The sequence below is a fragment of the Amycolatopsis sp. cmx-11-32 genome (assembly GCF_047608695.1).
Lineage (GTDB): Bacteria > Actinomycetota > Actinomycetes > Mycobacteriales > Pseudonocardiaceae > Amycolatopsis.
Genome location: NZ_JADNQN010000009.1, coordinates 20,998 through 40,064 on the forward strand (window position 1 = coordinate 20,998; position 19,067 = coordinate 40,064).

Annotated in this window: 18 protein-coding genes; 14 read left to right on the forward strand and 4 right to left on the reverse strand. The window is 69.6% G+C overall.

Annotated features, from left to right (window positions below):
* The first annotated feature begins 49 nt into the window (after nt 1-49).
* The 4 genes from ACM6LR_RS25430 to ACM6LR_RS25445 all read left to right on the forward strand — a co-directional run bounded on the left by ACM6LR_RS25430 (nt 50) and on the right by ACM6LR_RS25445 (nt 2,632).
* On the forward strand, nt 50-1,039 hold the full coding sequence (locus tag ACM6LR_RS25430; RefSeq protein WP_414938303.1) for an ester cyclase: 990 nt from the start codon (nt 50-52) through the stop codon (nt 1,037-1,039).
* Nucleotides 1,040-1,090: 51 nt separating this feature from the next.
* Nucleotides 1,091-1,786, forward strand: coding sequence for an ester cyclase (locus ACM6LR_RS25435; protein WP_414938304.1), 696 nt, complete (start codon nt 1,091-1,093; stop codon nt 1,784-1,786).
* Between the two features lie 89 nt (nt 1,787-1,875).
* On the forward strand, nt 1,876-2,244 hold the full coding sequence (locus tag ACM6LR_RS25440; RefSeq protein WP_414938305.1) for a VOC family protein: 369 nt from the start codon (nt 1,876-1,878) through the stop codon (nt 2,242-2,244).
* 10 nt (nt 2,245-2,254) lie between these two features.
* Nucleotides 2,255-2,632, forward strand: a complete 378-nt coding sequence (locus ACM6LR_RS25445; RefSeq protein ID WP_414944641.1) for a helix-turn-helix domain-containing protein — start codon at nt 2,255-2,257, stop codon at nt 2,630-2,632.
* A gap of 75 nt (nt 2,633-2,707) precedes the next feature.
* On the opposite strand, the gene ACM6LR_RS25450 is transcribed toward ACM6LR_RS25445, so the two are convergent.
* Nucleotides 2,708-3,910, reverse strand: coding sequence for a DNA glycosylase AlkZ-like family protein (locus tag ACM6LR_RS25450; RefSeq protein WP_414944642.1), 1,203 nt, complete (start codon nt 3,908-3,910; stop codon nt 2,708-2,710).
* Nucleotides 3,911-3,982: 72 nt separating this feature from the next.
* On the opposite strand from ACM6LR_RS25450, the gene ACM6LR_RS25455 reads away from it, so the two are divergent.
* The 10 genes from ACM6LR_RS25455 to ACM6LR_RS25500 all read left to right on the forward strand — a co-directional run bounded on the left by ACM6LR_RS25455 (nt 3,983) and on the right by ACM6LR_RS25500 (nt 16,662).
* On the forward strand, nt 3,983-4,351 hold the full coding sequence (locus ACM6LR_RS25455) for a VOC family protein (protein WP_414944643.1): 369 nt from the start codon (nt 3,983-3,985) through the stop codon (nt 4,349-4,351).
* A gap of 4 nt (nt 4,352-4,355) precedes the next feature.
* Complete coding sequence (locus ACM6LR_RS25460; RefSeq protein WP_414938309.1) at nt 4,356-4,706, forward strand: PadR family transcriptional regulator; 351 nt, start codon at nt 4,356-4,358, stop codon at nt 4,704-4,706.
* Nucleotides 4,707-5,216, forward strand: coding sequence for a VOC family protein (locus tag ACM6LR_RS25465; protein WP_414938310.1), 510 nt, complete (start codon nt 4,707-4,709; stop codon nt 5,214-5,216). It abuts the gene before it with no gap.
* Between the two features lie 565 nt (nt 5,217-5,781).
* Nucleotides 5,782-6,708 carry a DUF1702 family protein gene (locus tag ACM6LR_RS25470; RefSeq protein ID WP_414944644.1) on the forward strand — a complete coding sequence of 309 codons (927 nt, stop codon included), beginning with the start codon at nt 5,782-5,784 and terminating at the stop codon, nt 6,706-6,708.
* A 32-nt stretch (nt 6,709-6,740) separates the two neighbouring features.
* Nucleotides 6,741-8,639, forward strand: coding sequence for an FG-GAP-like repeat-containing protein (locus ACM6LR_RS25475; RefSeq protein WP_414944645.1), 1,899 nt, complete (start codon nt 6,741-6,743; stop codon nt 8,637-8,639).
* Entirely contained in the window at nt 8,636-9,622 is a 987-nt protein-coding gene (locus ACM6LR_RS25480) for an enediyne biosynthesis protein UnbU (RefSeq protein ID WP_414944646.1), read from the forward strand. The genes ACM6LR_RS25475 and ACM6LR_RS25480 overlap by 4 nt, the downstream gene beginning before the upstream one ends.
* Nucleotides 9,619-15,090 carry an SDR family NAD(P)-dependent oxidoreductase gene (locus ACM6LR_RS25485; RefSeq protein WP_414944647.1) on the forward strand — a complete coding sequence of 1,824 codons (5,472 nt, stop codon included), beginning with the start codon at nt 9,619-9,621 and terminating at the stop codon, nt 15,088-15,090. The genes ACM6LR_RS25480 and ACM6LR_RS25485 overlap by 4 nt, the downstream gene beginning before the upstream one ends.
* The gene (locus tag ACM6LR_RS25490) at nt 15,090-15,503 is read left to right on the forward strand and encodes an acyl-CoA thioesterase (protein WP_414938315.1); all 414 of its coding nucleotides are present in this window, start codon (nt 15,090-15,092) and stop codon (nt 15,501-15,503) included. The genes ACM6LR_RS25485 and ACM6LR_RS25490 overlap by 1 nt, the downstream gene beginning before the upstream one ends.
* A gap of 100 nt (nt 15,504-15,603) precedes the next feature.
* The gene (locus ACM6LR_RS25495; protein ID WP_414944648.1) at nt 15,604-16,041 is read left to right on the forward strand and encodes a hypothetical protein; all 438 of its coding nucleotides are present in this window, start codon (nt 15,604-15,606) and stop codon (nt 16,039-16,041) included.
* A gap of 162 nt (nt 16,042-16,203) precedes the next feature.
* Complete coding sequence (locus tag ACM6LR_RS25500) at nt 16,204-16,662, forward strand: histone-like nucleoid-structuring protein Lsr2 (RefSeq protein ID WP_414938317.1); 459 nt, start codon at nt 16,204-16,206, stop codon at nt 16,660-16,662.
* A gap of 482 nt (nt 16,663-17,144) precedes the next feature.
* On the opposite strand, the gene ACM6LR_RS25505 is transcribed toward ACM6LR_RS25500, so the two are convergent.
* The 3 genes from ACM6LR_RS25505 to ACM6LR_RS25515 all read right to left on the reverse strand — a co-directional run bounded on the left by ACM6LR_RS25505 (nt 17,145) and on the right by ACM6LR_RS25515 (nt 18,953).
* On the reverse strand, nt 17,145-17,549 hold the full coding sequence (locus tag ACM6LR_RS25505; RefSeq protein WP_414938318.1) for a tetratricopeptide repeat protein: 405 nt from the start codon (nt 17,547-17,549) through the stop codon (nt 17,145-17,147).
* Entirely contained in the window at nt 17,515-18,279 is a 765-nt protein-coding gene (locus ACM6LR_RS25510; protein WP_414938319.1) for an NB-ARC domain-containing protein, read from the reverse strand. Before ACM6LR_RS25510 ends, ACM6LR_RS25505 begins: the two co-directional genes overlap by 35 nt.
* A gap of 257 nt (nt 18,280-18,536) precedes the next feature.
* Nucleotides 18,537-18,953, reverse strand: a complete 417-nt coding sequence (locus ACM6LR_RS25515) for a histone-like nucleoid-structuring protein Lsr2 (protein ID WP_414938320.1) — start codon at nt 18,951-18,953, stop codon at nt 18,537-18,539.
* Between the last annotated feature and the right edge of the window lie 114 nt (nt 18,954-19,067).

Sequence of the window (19,067 nt, forward strand, 5' to 3'; positions counted from 1 at the left end):
CCCGGGCAGAGCGACTGATCACCAAGCTGCCACTCCCGGGAGGGTACCCATGAGCGCGACGAGTCATACGGAGAACGACCAGCAGCCCGACGAGAGCGCGCTCCAGGAACTCCAGGGCCGCTGGTTCGAGTCGGCGGGGGGACTGACGAACGGTGCCGGCACGACCAACGGCAGGCCGGTCTCCGACGTCGCGACCGCGGAGCGTGAGGAGCCCAAGGATCTCGGCCTGGCGCTGCGGGAGAACCTCTCCCTGATCACCCGGCTGCCGACCCCGGCGCGGGAGCAGCTGTTCGACCAGTTCCTGGCCACCGTCTCCGGGCAGATCAACGGGACCATCACGGTTTCCCAGTCCCCGGTCAGCCAGGATCTGCGGCAGCGGAACATCGACATCTTCTACAAGTACATCGAGTACGAGAACTCGCGGAACTACGAGGGTATGGAGAACTTGTTCCATCCCACCGAGTTCCGCAGCAAGACCTACTTCGGCAACGACCCGATCAGCCCGAAGGCGCACACCAGGATGCTGCTCGGCCTGTTCCGCTCGTTCCCGGACTGGTTCATGGTGATCAACGAGATCGTCTCGGCGGACAACGAGGCGGTGGTCGGGCTGATCACCGGGCGTGGCACCCAATTCGAGGAGTTCGCAGGCAGGCCGCCGAAGGACCACCAGATCGCCATCCCCACCCTCCACGCGATCAAGGTGCGTGACGGCCTCATCGTGGAACACCGGCACATCAACCCGTTCGAAGACATCTTCGCCAACCAGATCATGGCACCGCTCACCGAGGACATCATGGCGGTCCGTGCCCAGCAGGGCTTCGACAGCAGCATGGCGCAGCGGGCGTACGAAGCCGCGGTCGCGGCCGGTGCCGACCCGCAGAAGCTGACCGAGCTGAAGACCCTGATCGAAGTGAAACGCCGCCAGTGCCAGGTGTTGCTGAAGGGCACGCTGCGGCGCTGCGCCATGATCGCGCCGCCGGGCGAGATCTACTGCGAGCACCACCAGGAGCACGGCTATGGCATCGACGGCTTGGAATAGCGCGCTCACCGGGAAAGGCCCGATCCGGCCCAAGATGAGGAGAGAGTGAAGATGACTTCCGCCAGGCAAGGCACCGAGCAGCAGAGCAGGCATCAGTCCGAAGTGGACGCGGCCGCGAACCGGCTCCGTGAGTTGCTGGGCGCGGACCTGAGCGCCGAGGAGATCGTGCAGGCGGTACTGGACGTGCCCAGGATCGAGGAGAACAAGAAGGTGCTGCTGCGCTTCCAGAAGGAAGTGTTCAACGGCCACGACTGGAGCACCGAGACGCTGGCGCGGAACCTGACCGAGGACTTCGTCGACCACGCCGCGATGCCCGGTGACCCGCCGGGGTTCGAAGGTGTGCAGATGCGGTTCTCGGCATGGTCCTCGGCGTTCGAGGACCCGATGGAGGACAACATCGCGATCATCGGCGAGGGAGACCTCCTCGGGGTGATGTACAACCTGCACGCCCACCACAACGGCGAGTTCATGGGTGTGCCGCCGACCAACCGCGAGGTCGTCATCCCCGGGATGGAGGTCGTCCGCATCCGCGACGGCAAGATCGCCGAGCACTGGGGAATCTACGACTTCCTGCGCACCGCCGAGGAGATCGGCACCAACCTCACTTTCGTCCAGCGTGACGTGCCGGACGCGGTGAAGCGGCCCGAGGTGCCGTGGGCGGTCAAGATGACCGAGGCGGACGCCGAAAACGTGGGCACCGCGGCGGAGGACTACCTGCGCCCGGAGCGGGGGTGGTCGTCCAGCTGACCCCGCTCTCGCGGTCCCACGGCCACGACGTGTGCCGGGTTGTCACACGGCCCACGTCGTGGCCGTGAGCGTGCCGACGGGAGGAAGCCATGATCTCCAGCGTGGTGAAGGTCGCCGTCTACGTCCGAAATCAGCAGCGGGCGCTGGACTTCTACACCGGCGCGCTGGGGTTCGAGGTGCGGGCCGACCAGCCGATGGGGCCCGCCGCGCGCTGGATCGAGGTCGGCCCGCCCGGCGCGGCGACGAGCGTGACCCTGTGGACCCCGCCCGATCTCACCGACCGGATCGGGACCTTCACCGGGATCGTGTTCGGCTGCGCGGACATCGAGGCCACCGTCGCCGAGCTGCGCGCGCGTGCGGTGACGGTCACCGAGGAGCCGTCCGGCCAGGCGGGCGGGGCGATGGCGACCTTCCTCGACCCCGACGACAATGTCTTCGTGCTCCGCGAAGACGCCTGACGTACCGGCGATGCGCCGCGCTTGGGAGCGGCTGCACCGCGAATACGCGACGGATCTGCTGGTGTCCTCGCTCGCCGCGGACGTCGAACTGTCCAGCTTCCAGTTCAACCGCCGGTTCGCGGCCTGTTACGGCGAAACGCCGGGACGGCTGCTCAAGCGCGTCCGGATGGAGTGGGCGCAGTTCCTGCTGCGGCACAGCAGGTATCCGGTGCGGCGGATCGGGCGCAGCGTCGGTTACCGCAGCCCCGGCACCTTCAGCGACCGGTTCCACAAGTACGTCGGATGCTCGCCGAGTGAATACCGCGCGCGACATTTCGTCGAGGTCAGCGGATCGTGGGCGCCTTGGTACATCGCCACGCCGCGCGATCCCAAGGCGCCCACGAGCTGAAGGGGACTTTCCCGCATGGGACGTGGGGAAGGCGCCCTTCGCCGCGTGTAACGAGGGGAAAGTCCCCTTCAGCCCCTACCCCGCACGAAGGTCCGCGATGCGCGGAGCCCGGCTCTTCGGGGAGTCCAGGCTGGTCATCCTGGCGTCGCCGAGCTGGTCCCGGACGTAGTTCTCCGCGCCGGCGATCGCCTTCTTGAGTGCCGCGTCGGTTTTGACGAACGGCTGGCAGACGATCTCGCTCGCGTCGACGTCGTACTCCCACAGCCCGACCACCCGGCCGCGGTCGACGACGATCGGGCACTGCGGGTCGGTCTCGTCGCCGAGGGTCCGGCCCACCTTGCCACCGGGGGAACGCTTCGCGGCGTCCTCGGGGTTCACCAGCCTGCTCAGCTCGCGGTGCAGCAGGTGGATGCCGTCGATTCCGGCGACGAGCGCGTAAGACGGTTTGCGCGGCACGGTGAACTTCTCGAACTCGACGGCGAGGTCGGCGGGCAGCAGCAGGTCGGTGTCACCGATCGGCTCCAGGTCCAGCGGCTCGATCGCCTTCTTCGCGGCCGCCGCGGTGAGCCCGGAGAACCAGCGGAAGTGCTTCAGCGAAGCGGGCGCGGCCCAGGAGGAGTACCGCCTGGCGAGTTCGGTGCGCTGGGCGTCCACATCCGGCCCGTCGCCGTCGAGCGGCGACGGTGTCCACGGCACATAGCCGAACCGCTGCTGGTCGAGCCTGCCGTTCACCGGCACCCTGCGGATCCGGCCGCGCGACTGGAGCAGGCCGAGTGCGAGCGGCAGAGTCGTGGTCTGACCGCGTTTCTTGCCTTCGGCGCCGAGGTTGCGGACCTCGTCGCCGACGACGTCGCGCAAACCGGCGGCGTCGAGCGGCTCCGACGCGGACTCGAGCGCCGAGACGACGCCGTCACACAATCGGTTGATTTCCTTGGTGGTGACGCCGAGATGTTTGCCCGCCGCCGCGAGTTCGCCCTCCGGCGCGCCGGAACCCACGGTCAGCCCGAGGGCGAAGTCCTCTTTCGGCAGGATGTAGGTACAGCCGCGGGCGGACGGGAGTTCGTGCACGTCGAGGTTCGCGACGGCCTTGTCGACGACCTCGCGGTCAAGTCCGGCGCGGGCGAAGAACCCCAGGTAGGGGCTGCATCCGCCGACCGAGCGGGCCCAGCCGGTGCGGCTGAGCACCTCCTCCGGCGAGGCACCGGTCAGCGAGCCGTCGAGCCCCTGGCGGTGGGACCACCACGCGCGCAGCTTGTCGAGAGAGATCTCAGCAGTCATGCCGCCATTATGGCATTTTGGGTCCGTAGTGGATACATTTCAGTGTCCGCCGGGCCGACCCAGGAGGATGACATGATCACCAAGCTGAACACCGTCGCGCTGTATGTGACGGACCAGGAACGGTCCAAGCGGTTCTACGTCGACATGCTCGGTTTCGACGTGACCACGGACTCGGACATGGGAGGTATGGGGCGGTGGCTCGAGGTGGCGCCCGGCGGTGGCGGGACGGCGTTCGTGCTGGCCAACGCGGAGGCGTTCGGCAAGACGGACCGGGTCGGCGACTCGGCCGACGTGACCCTGAAGTGCGCGGACGTGCGGGCACTGCACGCGGACCTGTCCGGCAAGGGTGTGCAGGTGACCGAGCCGGAGACGCAGGACTTCGGCACCTTCGTCACGGTGACCGACCCGGACGGTCACGAGTTCCTGATCAGCCAGGAATGAGCCCGTGACACCGCTGACCCCGGCGGCCTTCGCCCTGCTGCTCGCACTGACCGAGGGCGAGCAGCACGGCTACCGGCTCATCGCGGACGTCGAGCGCCTCACCGGCGGCACGCTGGTGCTCGGTCCCGGCACGCTCTATCGCACCCTGCAGCGCCTGCGGGTGGACGGCATGGTCGAGGAGAGCGACACGGACGAGGAAGCGGTCCGCGCGGACCGCCGGGCCGAGCGCCGCCGTAGCTACCGGATCACTCCGACCGGGTCGCGGGCGGTCCGCGGCGAGGCCAGAAGACTCGCTAACCTGCTCGCGAGCGATACGGCGCGAGCCGTTCTCCGCTCCGACGAGAGGGGCGAGTAGATGACCGGCTGGGCAGCGGACGAGGAGTTCGCCGGGGTCACGCCCCAGCTCACCGTGGCGGACACGGCGGCGGCGGTCCGCTTCTACGCCGCGGTGTTCGGTGCCGACGAGCTGCTGCGCAATCACGCCCCGGACGGCCGGGTGATGCACTGCGAGCTGCTGGTGGGCGGCGGCAGGTTGTTGCTGCACGACGAGTTCCCCGAGCATGGCGCCGGGCGTGGTCCGGTCGCGCTCGGCGGCACGCCGGTGGTGTTGCACCTGTACGTCGCCGACGTCGACGCGGTGTTCGCCGCCGCGCTGGCGGAAGGGGCGACCGAGCTGATGGCCCCGCAGGAAGCGTTCTGGGGCGACCGGTACGCGATGATCGAGGACCCGTTCGGGCATCGCTGGTCGGTGGCGCGGCGCGCGGCCGACCCTTCGGTCGCCGAGTTGCAGGAACGGGCCGACCAGTGGGCCGAGGGCAACGCCGGGGTCTCGCCGAACGGCACCGCCGCCGAACGGCGAGACTAGCGTCGCGTGAGTCCTGTCGGCTTGCCGCCCGTGTTTGAACACCGATCTCGCGTGATCAGCCGGACAGCACGCGGCGGAACCCGGCCTGGCACCCGCGCTCCGCGGGGGAGATGCGCAATTCAAGAGAAGTCCGGCGCCGGGCGCCGACCCTAGGCTGCCCTGGTGACCGCGCCGATCGCGAGTCCGCCCCGCCGTGCCCTGCCCGGCGGCGCCCGCCGGTGCGGTTCTCGTCGTGTTCACCGGTGATTTCGGCGCCCGTCCGGCGGTGTCACGCAATTGCCGAAACATATTTTCAACGGGCTCGGGTGGATTGCCTTCGAATTGCTCCGACAATTATCCACTGTGGACTTTCGATTCTTGATCTTTCGTCGCTTCCCCCGGGTGAGTAATTTGCGCCACCTGGGTGAAGTCGTTTGACCGTGTCCATCTCGCTGTGTCAGCCTTTCCATGGGTGTTCAACTGCGGGGACATCGCCTTAGTATGTACTTGTGCTCATCATTATTCGAGTATCGCATCGCTCTGCCAGGGGTGTCATGTGACGATGTGGGCAGGGAATAGTCCTCGAATGGCCGTCGGGTCGCCACCGGTAACCCGTGTCCTTCGACTTCCCCTGACAATGGCCGATTTCTCCCGGCGCGGATTCAGGCTCGACCGGGAAAGTGAACGCGCCGAACTGGAAAAGCACGCTCGCTATTTCCTGACCGGGTTCAATGTGGCGGCGAAATCACGTGACGCGCATTCGGAGCTGGCGGAGATTCCGGACGCCGAACGAGGATTCGCCTATGAGGGCGCCGGGATGTTCGCGGCGCTGTACGACCTCGCCCCGGTCGGCAGAGGTGGCGCGCTCGCGCGCTTGCTCAGCGGGCCGGGAGACCAGTACACGCACCTGATCCATGTCGGCTACGGCTGGGCGCTGGTGCCGACGCGGGTGCCCCTGCCGGTGGCCGTCCCATCCACTCCGCTGCTCCGATGGCTCGCTCTGGACGGAGCCGGGTTCGCGGAAACGTACTTCGGTGGCCTCCGCGCGTTGCGGCGGCGATGTCACCGGCGGCCGAGCGAACGCTGGCGGGCGAGGGTCGCCGGTTGCGGCCGTGCGCTGTGGTTCGCACAGGCCGCGGACCCGGTGGGGGTCGCGAGGGTGATCGCCGAAACGCCCGAACCCGCCCGTGGCCCGCTCTGGTCGGGTATCGGCCTCGCCGCGTGTTACGCGGGTTGCGCCGGACCCGGCGCGGTCGCGGAACTGGTGCGGTCCAGCGGGCCGTACGCACCACATTTCGGGCAGGGCGTGCTGTTCGCCGGCGCCGCGAGGTACCGGGCACGGATCGTGCCGGAGCACACCGGACGCGTGTGCGAGCAGTTGTTCTCCGCTACGCCGGAGGAAGTCTCGGGGTGGACGGACGAGGCGGCGCACGGCCTCACCGGATCCACCGAATTGTCCGCGTACACCGAATGGAAAGCCCGGTTGCGGGAACTGGCCGAGCGGCGGTTCTGAGCCGATTTTCCGGGTGGGAGAGGGTATTCGACATGCCAAAGCCGTGGCGCAGGGTGGTCCCGGTGGCGGTCGCGCTCCTGCTCTGTCTCACCGCGGGGATCTTCACCGCGAGGCCGGGACTGAGCGCGAACGAGAACCGTTCGCTGGCCGGCGGGTTCGCCTTCGACCAGGTCCCGCTGAACTCCACGTCGCCGGGTGCGCGGCAGCAACGTCAGGTGCAACCGGAACTCGAACCCATCCGGGCCTGGATCTCCGCGGTCGGGGCGGCGGTGGCGCTGGCCGATCTGCGTGAGCTCAAGCGCTCCGCCGACTTCTGTCTCGTCGACCCGCGCGACGACTCGGTCACCGTGGCCCCGGTGCCGGACGCGGGTGGGCGGGCGTATCCGAAGTTCACGCTGGACCCGCGCCCGCTGGCCTACGACGAGACGATGGCCCCGATGGGCTGCGTGCCGTCCGATCTCGACGAGGACGGTCGCCAGGACCTCCTTGTCTACTACTGGGGCCGGTCGCCGGTGCTGTTCCTGAACTCGGCCGCGCCGGGGACCCCGCCCGCCGCGGCGAACTTCCGGCCGGTGGAACTGGTCTCGCCCATGCAGGTATGGAACTCCACCGCGCTGAACCTCGGCGACGTCGACGGCGACGGGCACCTCGACGTCCTGGTGGGCAACTACTTCCCGGACGGCGCCAAGGTGCTCGACCCGGTCGCGGGGTCCGATGGCCGGATGTACATGCAGGACTCGATGGGCAAGGCGCGCAACGCCGGGGTGAACCGGCTGCTGTTGACCAGACCGTCGGGCGCACCGTCCACGTTGCCGGTGATCACCGACGCCAGCACCGCGTTCCCGGACGATTCGGCGCGGTCGTGGACCCTCGCGTTCGGGCTGCAGGACCTCACCGGCGACAGCCTGCCGGAGATGTACGTTGCCAACGACTTCGGCCCGGACCAGTTGCTGGTCAACAGGTCCACGCCGGGCAAGGCCCGGCTGGCCGAGGTCAACGGTGACCGCGATCTGCTCACCCCGCGGTCGGAGGTGCTCGGGCATGATTCCTTCAAGGGCATGGGGGTCACCTTCACCTATCCCGATGGCAACCCACTGCCGATGATCGCGGTCAGCAACATCACCACGCCGTACGCACTGCATGAGAGCAACTTCGCGTTCGTGCCCACCGGGACCGGTGCCGACCTCGCCGCGGGCAAGCTGCCCTATGCCGAGCGCAGCGAGGATCTCGGCCTGGCCAGGAGCGGCTGGGCGTGGGACATCAAGGCCGGCGACTTCGACAACTCCGGTGTCGACCAGCTCGTGCAGGCGACCGGTTTCCTCAAGGGTGACCGCGACCGGTGGCCGGAACTGCAGGAACTCGCGATGGGCAACGACCAGCTGCTGAAGTACCCGCAAGCGTGGCCGAAGTTCGTGCTCGGCGACGACCTTTCCGGGCACCAGGCGAACCCGTTCTACGTCAGAGCAGGCGACGGCCGCTACACCGACCTCGCCGGTCAGCTCGGCATCGGCGCGCCGTACAACACCCGCGGGTTCGCCTTCGGTGACGTGGACGGCGACGGCAAGCTCGACGCACTGGTCGCCAACCAGTGGGAGGATTCCTTGCTGCTGCGCAACATCGGCCAGTCCGGTCGTAAAGCGGCGGACCTGCGTCTGGTCACCCCCGGCGCGGCCGGTGGCGAGCGGACGGCGATCGGCGCGCGGATCGAGGTGTTCTCCGGCGACCGGACGCTGCGGACCCAGCTGTTCCCGGCGAACGGGCACGCCGGCGTCTCGGCAGGCGAGGCACATCTGGCGCTGCCCGACGGCGGATCCGCACGGGCCGCGATCACCTGGCGGGACGGCACCGGGGTCCATCGGGCCGAGGTCGAGCTCCGGCCCGGTCACCACACCGTGCTGCTCGGCGCGAACGGAACGGCGGTCCTGAAATGACGAGCACGACCGAATCGCGGCGGAACTCCGCCGCGACGGCACCGGCGCCCCCGGCGTCGCCGACGACCGTGCCGGTCCCGGATCCCGGCCCGGACAAACGGATCAAGGCCCTGCGCCGGTTCGCGATGTCGATCACGGCGTTCACCATCGTCGGCCATCTCGTACTCGGGTTCGAGCAGGCGCCGATCACCCCGCTGCTCGCGATAGTGGTCAGTTACGTGACCGCGCTGCTGTTCGAGCGGCTGGACAGCTGGGCGTACGGGCGGACCCCGGAGTACGCCGGTGGCGCGAGCGCGATGGTGACTTTCCTGCTGCCGCCGCATATCACCGCGCTGGCGTGCGCGATGCTGTTGTACGGCAACGCCTCGGTGTGGCCGTACCTGATGGCGGTGGTGGTGGCCAACGCGACGAAGTACGTGGTCCGGGTGCGGCTCAAGGGCAAGTTGCGGCACGTGCTGAACCCGTCGAACTCGGGCATCGTGGTGGTGCTGCTGATCTATCCGTGGGTCGGGATCGCGCCGCCGTACCACTTCACGAACTTCGTCACCGGCACGGTGGACTGGCTGATCCCGCTGGGCATCCTGATGCTCGGCACGATGCTCAACGCCAAGCTCACCGGCAAGGTCCCGCTGATACTGGGCTGGGCAGGCGGTTTCGCCGCGCAAGCGGTGCTGCGGTGGTTGCTGCTCGACCACGCGCTGATCGGCGCGCTGCTCCCGGTCACCGGGGTCGCGTTCATCCTCTACACCAACTACATGATCACCGATCCGGGAACCACCCCGTCGAAGCCACGCAACCAGGTGATCTTCGGCGTCGCCACCGGACTGATCTACGGCTTGCTGGTGGTTTCGGGTGTGGTGTTCGGCCTGTTCTTCGCGCTGGTGATCACCTGCGTGCTGCGCGGGCTGGTACTGGTGGTGAGCGCGTACCGGCCGACGGCGTCGAAGGACACGTCTCGGGTCAGATCCGGGACCGGGTCGTGACCGGGGAGCCCGTCGCGATCGTCGGAATGGCCTGCCGGTACCCGGACGCCACCTCGCCCGCCCGGCTCTGGCAGAACGTGCTCGCGCGCCGCCGCGCGTTCCGGCGCATCCCGGAGTGCCGGTTGTCCCGCCGGTACCAAGGTGGCCGCGCGGACGCCGATCTCACCTACGTGACCCATGCCGGGGTGCTGCGGGACTGGGCGTTCGACCGGCGGCGGTTCGGGATCCCCGGCCCGCTGTACCGCGCGGCCGACCAGACGCACTGGCTCGCGCTGGAGACCGCGGCCGACGCGTTGGCCGACGCCGGTTTCCCCGGCGGCGACGGGCTCGACCGGGACACGGCGGGGGTGGTGCTCGGCAATTCGCTGACCGGTGAGTTCACCAGGGCGGCGACCCTGCGGCTGCGCTGGCCGTTCCTCGCCGACGCCGCCTCGACCGCGCTGGCGGGCGCGGGTGCTCCGGCGGAGCTGTCCGGGGACGTGCTCCGCAGGCTGGAACACCTGGTCAAGCAGCCGTTCCCCGAACCGGGGGAGGAAATGCTCACCGGGACGCTGGCCAACACCATCGCCGGCCGGATCTGCAACCATTTCGACCTGCACGGCACCGGGTACACAGTGGACGGCGCCTGTTCGTCCAGCCTCCTCGCGGTGATGACCGCGGCCCGTGCGCTGGCCGCCGGTGAGCTGGACTTCGCGCTCGCCGGCGGGGTGGACATGTCGATCGACCCCTTGGAACTGATCGGGTTCTCGCGTCTCGGCGCGCTCGCCACCGACCGGATGCGGGTCTACGACGAGCGGCCGACCGGTTTCCTGCCCGGTGAGGGCTGCGGGGTGATCGCGCTGATGCGGGCGGGGGACGCCGAACGGCGCGGGCTGCGCGAGTACGCGCAGCTCGTCGGCTGGGCGTCCTCGTCGGACGGTGCGGGCGGGCTCAGCCGCCCGGAACGGGCCGGGCAGGTGCTCGCGCTGCGCCGCGCCTACCGGGTCGCCGGGCTGGCCCCGGAGTCGGCGGGCCTGATCGAGGGGCACGGGACCGGCACCGAGGTCGGTGACCGGGTGGAACTCGAGGCGCTGACCGAGGTCCGGGGCGCCGGCGCGGCGCCGGCCGCGTTGAGCACGGTGAAGGCGAACATCGGGCACACCAAGGCGGCGGCGGGGGTGGCCGGGCTGATCAAGGCGGCGTTGTCCGTCTTCCACCGGGTGCTGCCACCGGTCACCGGCTGCGAACGGCCGCAGGAACTGCTGCGCGCGGATTCCGCGCCGCTGCGGCTGCTCGCCGAGGCCGAGCCGTGGCCGGACGAGATCCCGGTCGCCGGTGTCTCTTCGATGGGTTTCGGCGGGATCAACGCGCACGTGGTCTTGAGAGGCTCGCCCGGCGACTCGGTCCGCAGCCTGTCCGCCGCGACCCGCCGCTGGTCGGCACGGCGGGAAGAAACCGAGATCGTGCTGCTCGGCGCGACGAGTCCGGCGGACCTTTCCACCCGGCTCGCCGCACTGGCCGCGAGCGCCGAACTGCTGAGCACGGCCGAGGTCGGCGATCTCGCGGCCACCGCATGGCGGGACGACCCAGGGCCGGGCAAGCTACGCGCGGCGTTGGTGGCGCGTGACCCCGACGAGCTGGCGGCGGCCGCGAAGGCCGCGTCGGCCGCGACCGAGGGCTGGTCCGGCGAACCACAGTTCGACCGGTATGGCGGTTTCGCACTCGGTTCGGCGCGCGCGGCCCGGCTGGGCCTGCTGTTCCCCGGGCAGGCCGCGCCGGTCCGCGCCGCGCTGCCCGGCTGGGCGGCGGATCTCGGTGTGCCGGGGCTGCCCACCGGATCGGCGCTGTCTACTGTGGACACGAGTGTGGCGCAGCCCGCGATCGTGCGGCAGTCCCTCGCCGCACTGGCCTGGCTCGCCGAACTCGGCGTGCGCGCGGAGGCCGCGGCCGGGCACAGCCTCGGTGAGCTCACGGCCCTGCGGTGGGCGGGCTGCTGTTCGGCGGAGACGGCGGTGGAACTCGCCGCCGTCCGTGGCCGGATCATGGCCGAACACGGCGCCGCCGGCACCACGATGGCGAGCCTCGGCCTTTCGGATTCCGGTGTGGCCGCACTGCTGGCGGGAACCCCGGTGGTGCTCGCCGGGATCAACGGGCCTGGCCAGGTGGTCGTCTCCGGCCCCCGCCCGGACGTCGCCGAGGTACTGCGCCGGGCGCGCGCGGACGGCGTGACCGCGAGCGAACTGCGGGTCTCCCACGGGTTCCACAGTCCGGCCATGAGCGCGAGCGAGGAGCCGTTTCGTCAAGCCCTGCGGGGATTCTCGTTGCCAGCGCCCGGCCGTCCGGTGTTCTCCACCATCACCGGCACCCGGGTGACCGCGGGCGGCGACGAACTGCGTGACCTGCTCGTCCGCCAGCTCACCGAGCCGGTGCTGTTCAGCCGCGCGCTCGCGGAACTGGCCGAGTGCTGCGATCTGCTGCTGGAAGCCGGGCCGGGCACGATGCTGGCCGGGCTCGCCGGAGCGACCGGCCTGCCGGTGCTGAGCATGGACACCGGCGGTGAACCCGCGCGGCACGCGTTCGCCACCGCGGTGCTGGCCGCCTGCGCCGGTGCGGACCTGGAGCCGTGGTTCGCGGGCAGGGCGAACCGGCCGCTGCCGCTGGACGCCGTGCCGGACTTCGTGGTGAACCCGTGCGAGAACCGGACAGGCTGGGTCGACGCACCGGAGCGCGAGGCGACGGTGCCGGTGCCGGACGAAGTGCCGGTGAACCCCGTCGAGACCGGCACTGATCCGCTCGCCGTGCTGACCGCGCACCTGGCCACCACGCTCGAACTGCCCGCCGGTTCGATCACCGCCGGCAGTTCACTGCTCGGGGATCTGCACCTGAACTCGTTGCAGGTGGTGCAGATCATCAGCACGGTGGCGGCGGAACTGGGCAAGCGCCCACCGGACACCCCGCTTTCGCTGGCGTCCGCAACCGTCGCGGACGCGGCGGCGGAGCTGACCGGCCTGCCCGAAGCGCCACTGGAGACCGATTCGGTGGCCGGGGTGGCGAACTGGGTGCGGCCGTTCGAGCAGCGGTGGGAACCGTTCACGGCGGAGCCCGCCGGGCCGGTGCGGTGGACCGTGCACGCCACCGCCGGGCACTGGCTGTACGAGTTGCCCGGTGGTGCGGGCGAACCCGGCCTCGCCGTCGAAGTTCCGGAGAAGGCCGGTCCCGCCGAGGTCGCGGAGCTGCTCGGCCTGATCGCGGGCGCCGGGCCGGAGCGGCTACTCGTGGTCCATTGTGGACATCCGGCGGCGGCCGGGATCGCCAGGAGCGCGGCGGTCGAACTGTCCTGTGCGGTGGTCGTCGCCGAACTGCCGGACGTGGGCTTCCGGCCGGATCCCGCCATGCTGGCGGGAGCGGCGCCGGAACGGTACCTCGAACTTCGCTACGGCCGGGACGGATCGGTGCACCGCGCCACGCTGTTCGCGCGGCAGCCGGGAACCGGGGCACCGGAACCGCTCACGGCGGCGGACGTCTGCCTTGTCACCGGCGGGGTCTCCGGGATCACCGCGTACGCCGCGATCGCGCTGGCCGAGCGGACCGGCTGCGCGCTGGTGTTCACCGGCCGTTCGCCGTCCGACGCACCGCACGTGCTGGCGGGACTGGAGCGCGCGGGGGCCGGCGTGACGGCACGCTACGAACGCTGCGACGTCGCCGACGCCGGGCAGGTGCGTGCGCTGAAAACACGGTGCCCGGGCCCGGTGCGCGGTCTCCTGCACGGCGCGGGCCTGAACGAACCCCGCCGGATGAGCGAGGTCACCGCCGCGTCGCTGGCGGCGACCCTGCGGCCGAAGACCGGCGGCCTGCGGGCACTGCTCGGCGAGTTCGGTGAAGAACTCAAGCTGGTACTCGGCTTCGGCTCGATCATCGGCAGGCAGGGGCTCGCCGGGCAATCCGAATACTGCGTCGCCAACGACTGGCTCCGCGTCGAACTGGAGCGGTGGGCGGCCGTCCACCCGTCCTGCCGGGCGCATCTGCTGGAGTGGTCGGTCTGGTCCGAGATCGGCATGGGGGTCCGGCTCGACGTGCTGGACCGGCTGCGCAGGCTCGGGATCGACCCGATCACCCCGGATCGGGGTGTGCGGGCCATGACCGGAGTGCTCGACGATCCCGGATCGCCGGTCACGGTCCTGCTGACCTCGAGATTCCCCGCGACGCCGACCCTGTCCGCCGCGACACCCGCCGGTTCCCCGCCGAGGTTCGCGGAGCGGACCCGCGTGCGTGTGCCAGGTGTGGAGGCGGTGCTGGAGGCCGACCTCGCGCTGGGGGCGGACCCGTACCTCGACGGGCACCGCCTCGACGGCGTGCCGGTGCTGCCCGCCGTGGTCGGCCTGGAAGCGATGCGGCAGGCCGCCGCGCTCGCCGGGCACGCCGAGGGCGCGACCGCGCTGGCCGAACCGCGGTTCCGGGTGCCGGTCACCGTCGGCGCCAGTGACACCAGGGTCATCCGGGTCGCCGCGTTGACCACGCCGGACGGGACCGCGGTGGAACTGCGCGACGACACCGACAGGTTCGCCGCCCCGCGGTTTTCGGCGGTGGTGCGCGAGGCGTCCGAGCCGCCGGCGCAGACCGGGGCCGCGGAGCCGATCACCGGGACCAGTCCGTGGTACGGCTCCTTGTTCTTCCACAGTGGACGGTTCCGCCGAGTGGCCGGGTACCGGCACTTGTCGGCGTTCGCGATCGACGCATGGCTCAACGACGGCGAGCCGGGCCCCTGGTTCTCGGAATTCCACAGTGGACAGTTGTGGCTCGGCGACCCCGCCGCGCACGACGCCACCCTGCACGCGTTGCTCGCCTGCGTCCCGCACCGGCTCGCCCTGCCGATCGGGGCCGAGGAGTTCACCGTCTGGCGCGAACCGTCCGGGCCGTTGCGCGTACTGGGGACCGAGCTTTCGCACACCGACGGCGAATACTGTTTCGACGTCGGCCTCGTCCGCCCCGACGGGCTCGCGGTCGCCGGGTGGCGGTCGCTGCGGCTGCGCGCGGTGGGCACCCGTGACTGGCCGGACGGGATGCCGGTGCGGCTGATCGGCCCGTGGCTTTCGCGGCGGCTGATCGAATGCGGGATCGAGGACCGCCTGGAACTGAGCACCGACGCCGGTGTGCGAAGCCCGATCGCGCTCACCGCACCGCCGCCGGGCACCGGCTGGGCCGCCACCCCCGTCACGGGCACCGATGCGGGCCTGGACCCGGCGGACAGCGAACTCGCCGCGTCGCTCGTGGACAAACTCGGCGAGGACGTCGGTACGGCCGCGACCAGGGTGCGGTCGTACCGGGAGGCGCTCGGGGAGTCCGCGCTCGCACCGTTGCGGATCGACGAGGTCACCGAAGACGGCGTCGTGGTCGCGAGTTCCGATGCGCTGCGAGTGCTCACCGCGAAGGTGCGGGTGCGGGAAACCGGGGACCCGGTCGTGATCGCGCTCGCGATCGGGCGGCGCTGATGCCGGCGGTCTATCGCCACGACCACGTGGTGACCCTGGACGAGACGAACCTGGTCGGCAATGTGTATTTCGCGCATTACGTGCACTGGCAAGGACACTGCCGGGAGTTCTTCCTCGCCGAGCACGCGCCGGGTGTGCTGAAAGCGTTGCGCGCCGGTGACTTCGTGATGGTCACCGTTTCCTGTTCGATGGACTACTACGCCGAGTGTTTCGCCCTCGACGAGGTCGGCGTCGAAATGACCCTGCGGGCCACTTCCGGCAACCGGATCGAGATGGGTTTCGAATTCCGCCGCGGCGGGACGCTGACCGCGCGCGGAACCCAGACGGTCGCCTGTATGCGCCGGGCGGACGGCGGGGTCCGGCCCGCCGGGATACCGGCCGAACTGGAGCACGCGCTGGCGAACTTCAGCTGACACCCCGCCCACTCAGGGGATCAGGACTCCGTGCTCGGCACGCAAGAACCTCATCGATCTCGGCCACTCGCCCGAGGATGCGGACGCGGCCCTCGATTAGATGCGCGAGGCGAATCGAAAGAAGGGATGTGACGACGATTACGGCGAAATCGTGCTGGATGTGCCGGACCACCGCCAGGGTGACAGTCGAATCCTCGAAGCGATCGTACTGATGGGAGCACACTTCGATGGCGAGAACTCGACGCACCTCCTCTTCAAGCCCGTCGGAACGGAAATGGCCTTCGAAGAAGACGTTTTGGAAATGAGCATGGTGCGGACGCGGCCGGATGACACCTACGGGTGGTATCCACGGCCGGCGGCGCTGGTGAAGGGACTGTCACCCACCGCAACGCGCGCCGAAGTCATCGCACTCCTGGGTGATCCGGAACGTGTCGGTCCCCCTTTCGGGCGGTACGAGGTCAATAAACACTGTGCGCATTTCGAATTCGATTCGCATGATCGAGTCGCCAGAATTTCCGCGCTGCTCGAGGCGCTCTGAAGTCGGACGGGTGGCCTGGTTCGTCTCCGTCGCGGGGCCGGTAGCCGAGCAGATGACGCCTCGGCCTGCAAATCCGGATGGCCCGGTTTCGTCGGCCGTGCCGCCGGGTAGGATTGTCGTTGACGCGTAATACCCGGTTCGACATGGTGAAAGGCTCTGCGGATGGCTCAGAAGGTTCTTGTCGAGATCGTTGACGATCTCGATGGCAGTGACGCTACGCAGACGGTGCCTTTCGGGCTCGACGGCGTACAGTACGAAATCGATCTGTCCGACGCGAACGCCGAGGCGTTGCGGGGGCTGTTGGGGCGTTACGTCGAGGGCGGGATCCGCACCGGTGGGCGCAAAATCCGTGTCGCGGCAGGCCAGACCACCCTTGGTGGCGAAGGTGTCGCGGTGAGGACCACGGACCGTGAGCGCAATCAGCAGGTGCGTGCCTGGGCGTCGGCGAACGGCTATGCGATCGCCGAGCGCGGTCGCATCCCGAACGAGATCTATGAAGCCTTCGACAACGCCGAGCCGGCTTCCTCGAACCCCGCGGAAGTCGAAGCGGACGTTGCGGATGAGGAACCGGTCAAGCCGAAGCGCAAGCGCGCTCCGCGGAAGGCGAAGGCCGACAACTGACCTCGGCTCCGGCACTGTCGATCTCGGCGACCATCGTCGTACGACAGGACTCCTGACATCCCGGCACCGAAGGTTCTTGCCCGAACCGGGCAAGAACCTTCGGGCGATGTCGTGACCGATTCACTCTGACCGGCCGAGAGCGCGCCGCCGGTCGCCGGGACCCGCCACGATGGGTGGGTCGGCCCTTTTCGAAGGCACTGCTCATGGGCGGAGCGGATCCCTTCTTCAGTGTTGCTTTCACGCTACAACAAGCTTTGGGCACAGGTGTCCGCGCGCACCGGTGACTGTTGTCGAAAGGAAAGCGAAGGAGACGTTTCTCCGCGTGGTGCGACACACTGCGGGACCGATGTCCTCAATGCGGCATTGGGGACACTGAGTTTCTCCAATGTGGCATTGGGGGCGGCGGCACTGGTCAGGGTTCGGTCGCGGCAGTTCCGTCAGAACACGAATTGTCACGTTTGCATTCCTGCGCAACAGATGTATCAGGGCTGGGCCTGAGCGTCGTGGAGACGCTGGCGGACTTCGGCGGCCATATTGGGATAGCCGGTGTCTTCGTAGATGGTGGCGGCTTCCTGCGAGCAGGTAATGGCTTCGCCGGTGTGACCGAGCTGGTGGAGGCAGGTCGCCAGAACGTCCAGCGGATCGGCGATGGTGGTACTGCGGTTGACGGGTGTGCTGTGGCCGAGGGTTATCGCGTCCCGGCATAGAGCGATCGCGGCCTCGGGGTCCCCCAGTTGGCGCCGGGCTCGTGCCATGTGTGTCAACGCAAATGCTTCGCCGGTGGGGTCTCCGGCTTGGCGGCGCAGGTGCAGATAGAGGCGGTGGTAGAAGGCAGTCTCAGCACCGCCCATCTCAGCCTCGGCGACGGCCAGCTCGCGCTCGAACACGCCGAACGCGGCCAGGTCCGGGATGCAGTCCGAGGCGCCGGAAAAGCCGTGCCTGCTCGGGGGGAAGTCGCCGGTAGGACCAGTCGAACACCGTCCGGACGGCGGCCCGCTCATCGCCGAACTCGCTGAGGACGTCGAGCCGGGTGTGGTCGTCGGCCAGATCGGCGACGACGTCGGCGACCGTCAGATGGGGGTGGGCGGCGGCGCGGCTGGCCGCGACCCGCAGTGCCAGCGGCAACCGTGCGCACAGCCGGACCAGCTCGCCGACCGCGTCCGGTTCCGCGGCGGCCCGTTCGGCGCCGAGGATGCCGGTGACCAGGTCGAGTGCTTCGGGCGGGGTGAGCAGGTCGAGGGTGAGGCGGTGAGCGGCATCGGTGACGACCAGGCCGGTCAGGCTGTCGCGGCTGGTGACCACCACCATGCAGCCCGCGCTGCCGGGCAGCAGGGGCCGGATCTGTTCGGCGCTGTGGGCGTTGTCCAGCACGAGTAACGTGCGTTTGCCCGCGAGCAGTGATCGCAGCAGCGCCGCCTGGGCGTCGAGGTCGGCGGGGATCGTGCGGGCCGCGACACCCAAGGCCCGCAGGAACCCGCTGAGGGTTTCGCTGGGGGTGACCGGGGTTCCGGGTCCGTAGCCGCGCAGGTTGACGTGCAGGGTGCCGTCCGGGGAACCGGTGCTGGATCCGGTGGGCCCAGTGCAGCGCGAGGGTGGTCTTGCCCATCCCGCCCGCACCGTCGACCGCGGTGATCACCACCGACCGCGGCCGCTCGTCGAACTGGTCGGGGCCGGGTGGGATCAGTGCGTCGGCCGCGGCCAGGTGCTCGCCCCGGCCGGTGAAGTCCCGCACCGACCCTGGAAGCTGCCGGGGCACCATCCGGTCTGAAGTCCGCGCCAGGCCAGGGCGGGACGGGTAGGGATGGGTGATGCGCCCTTGACGTCCCTTCCCCGGTCACCCAGGAAAGGGACGCCAAGAGCGCGATTCAGCCGATTCAGGACTTCTTGCGAGGTGCGCGCTTGCGCTTGACGGGAGCCTCTTCGGCGACCGGCTCAGGGGCCGCCTCGGCGTTGTCGAACGCCTCATAGATCTCGTTGGGAATGCGGCCACGCTCGGCGATCGCGTAGCCGTTGGCCGACGCCCAGGCGCGGACCTGCTGGTTGCGCTCGCGGTCGGTGGTCTTCGCCGTACCACCGGCCACGGTGGACTGTCCGGTTGCGACCCTCACCTTGCGTCCGCCGACTCGCCTGCTGGCGTCGATGTAGCGCTCGAGCTCTTCGCGCAGGGCGACGGCGTTGTTGTCGGAGAGGTCGATCTCGTAGGTGACGCCGTCGAGTGCGAAGGGCACGGTCTGGGTGGCTTCGCCACCGTCGATGTCGTCGACGATCTGGACGGATACCTTTTGTGCCATCGATAGTGCCTTCCGCTAGGTCATTCCACGCCACCTCAGGTTGGCGCAGTGCCAATGAGCCTAGCCGCAGTGTGCCGAACCGGCGGAATGGCAGGTCCCTTGTCGTCGGAGAGC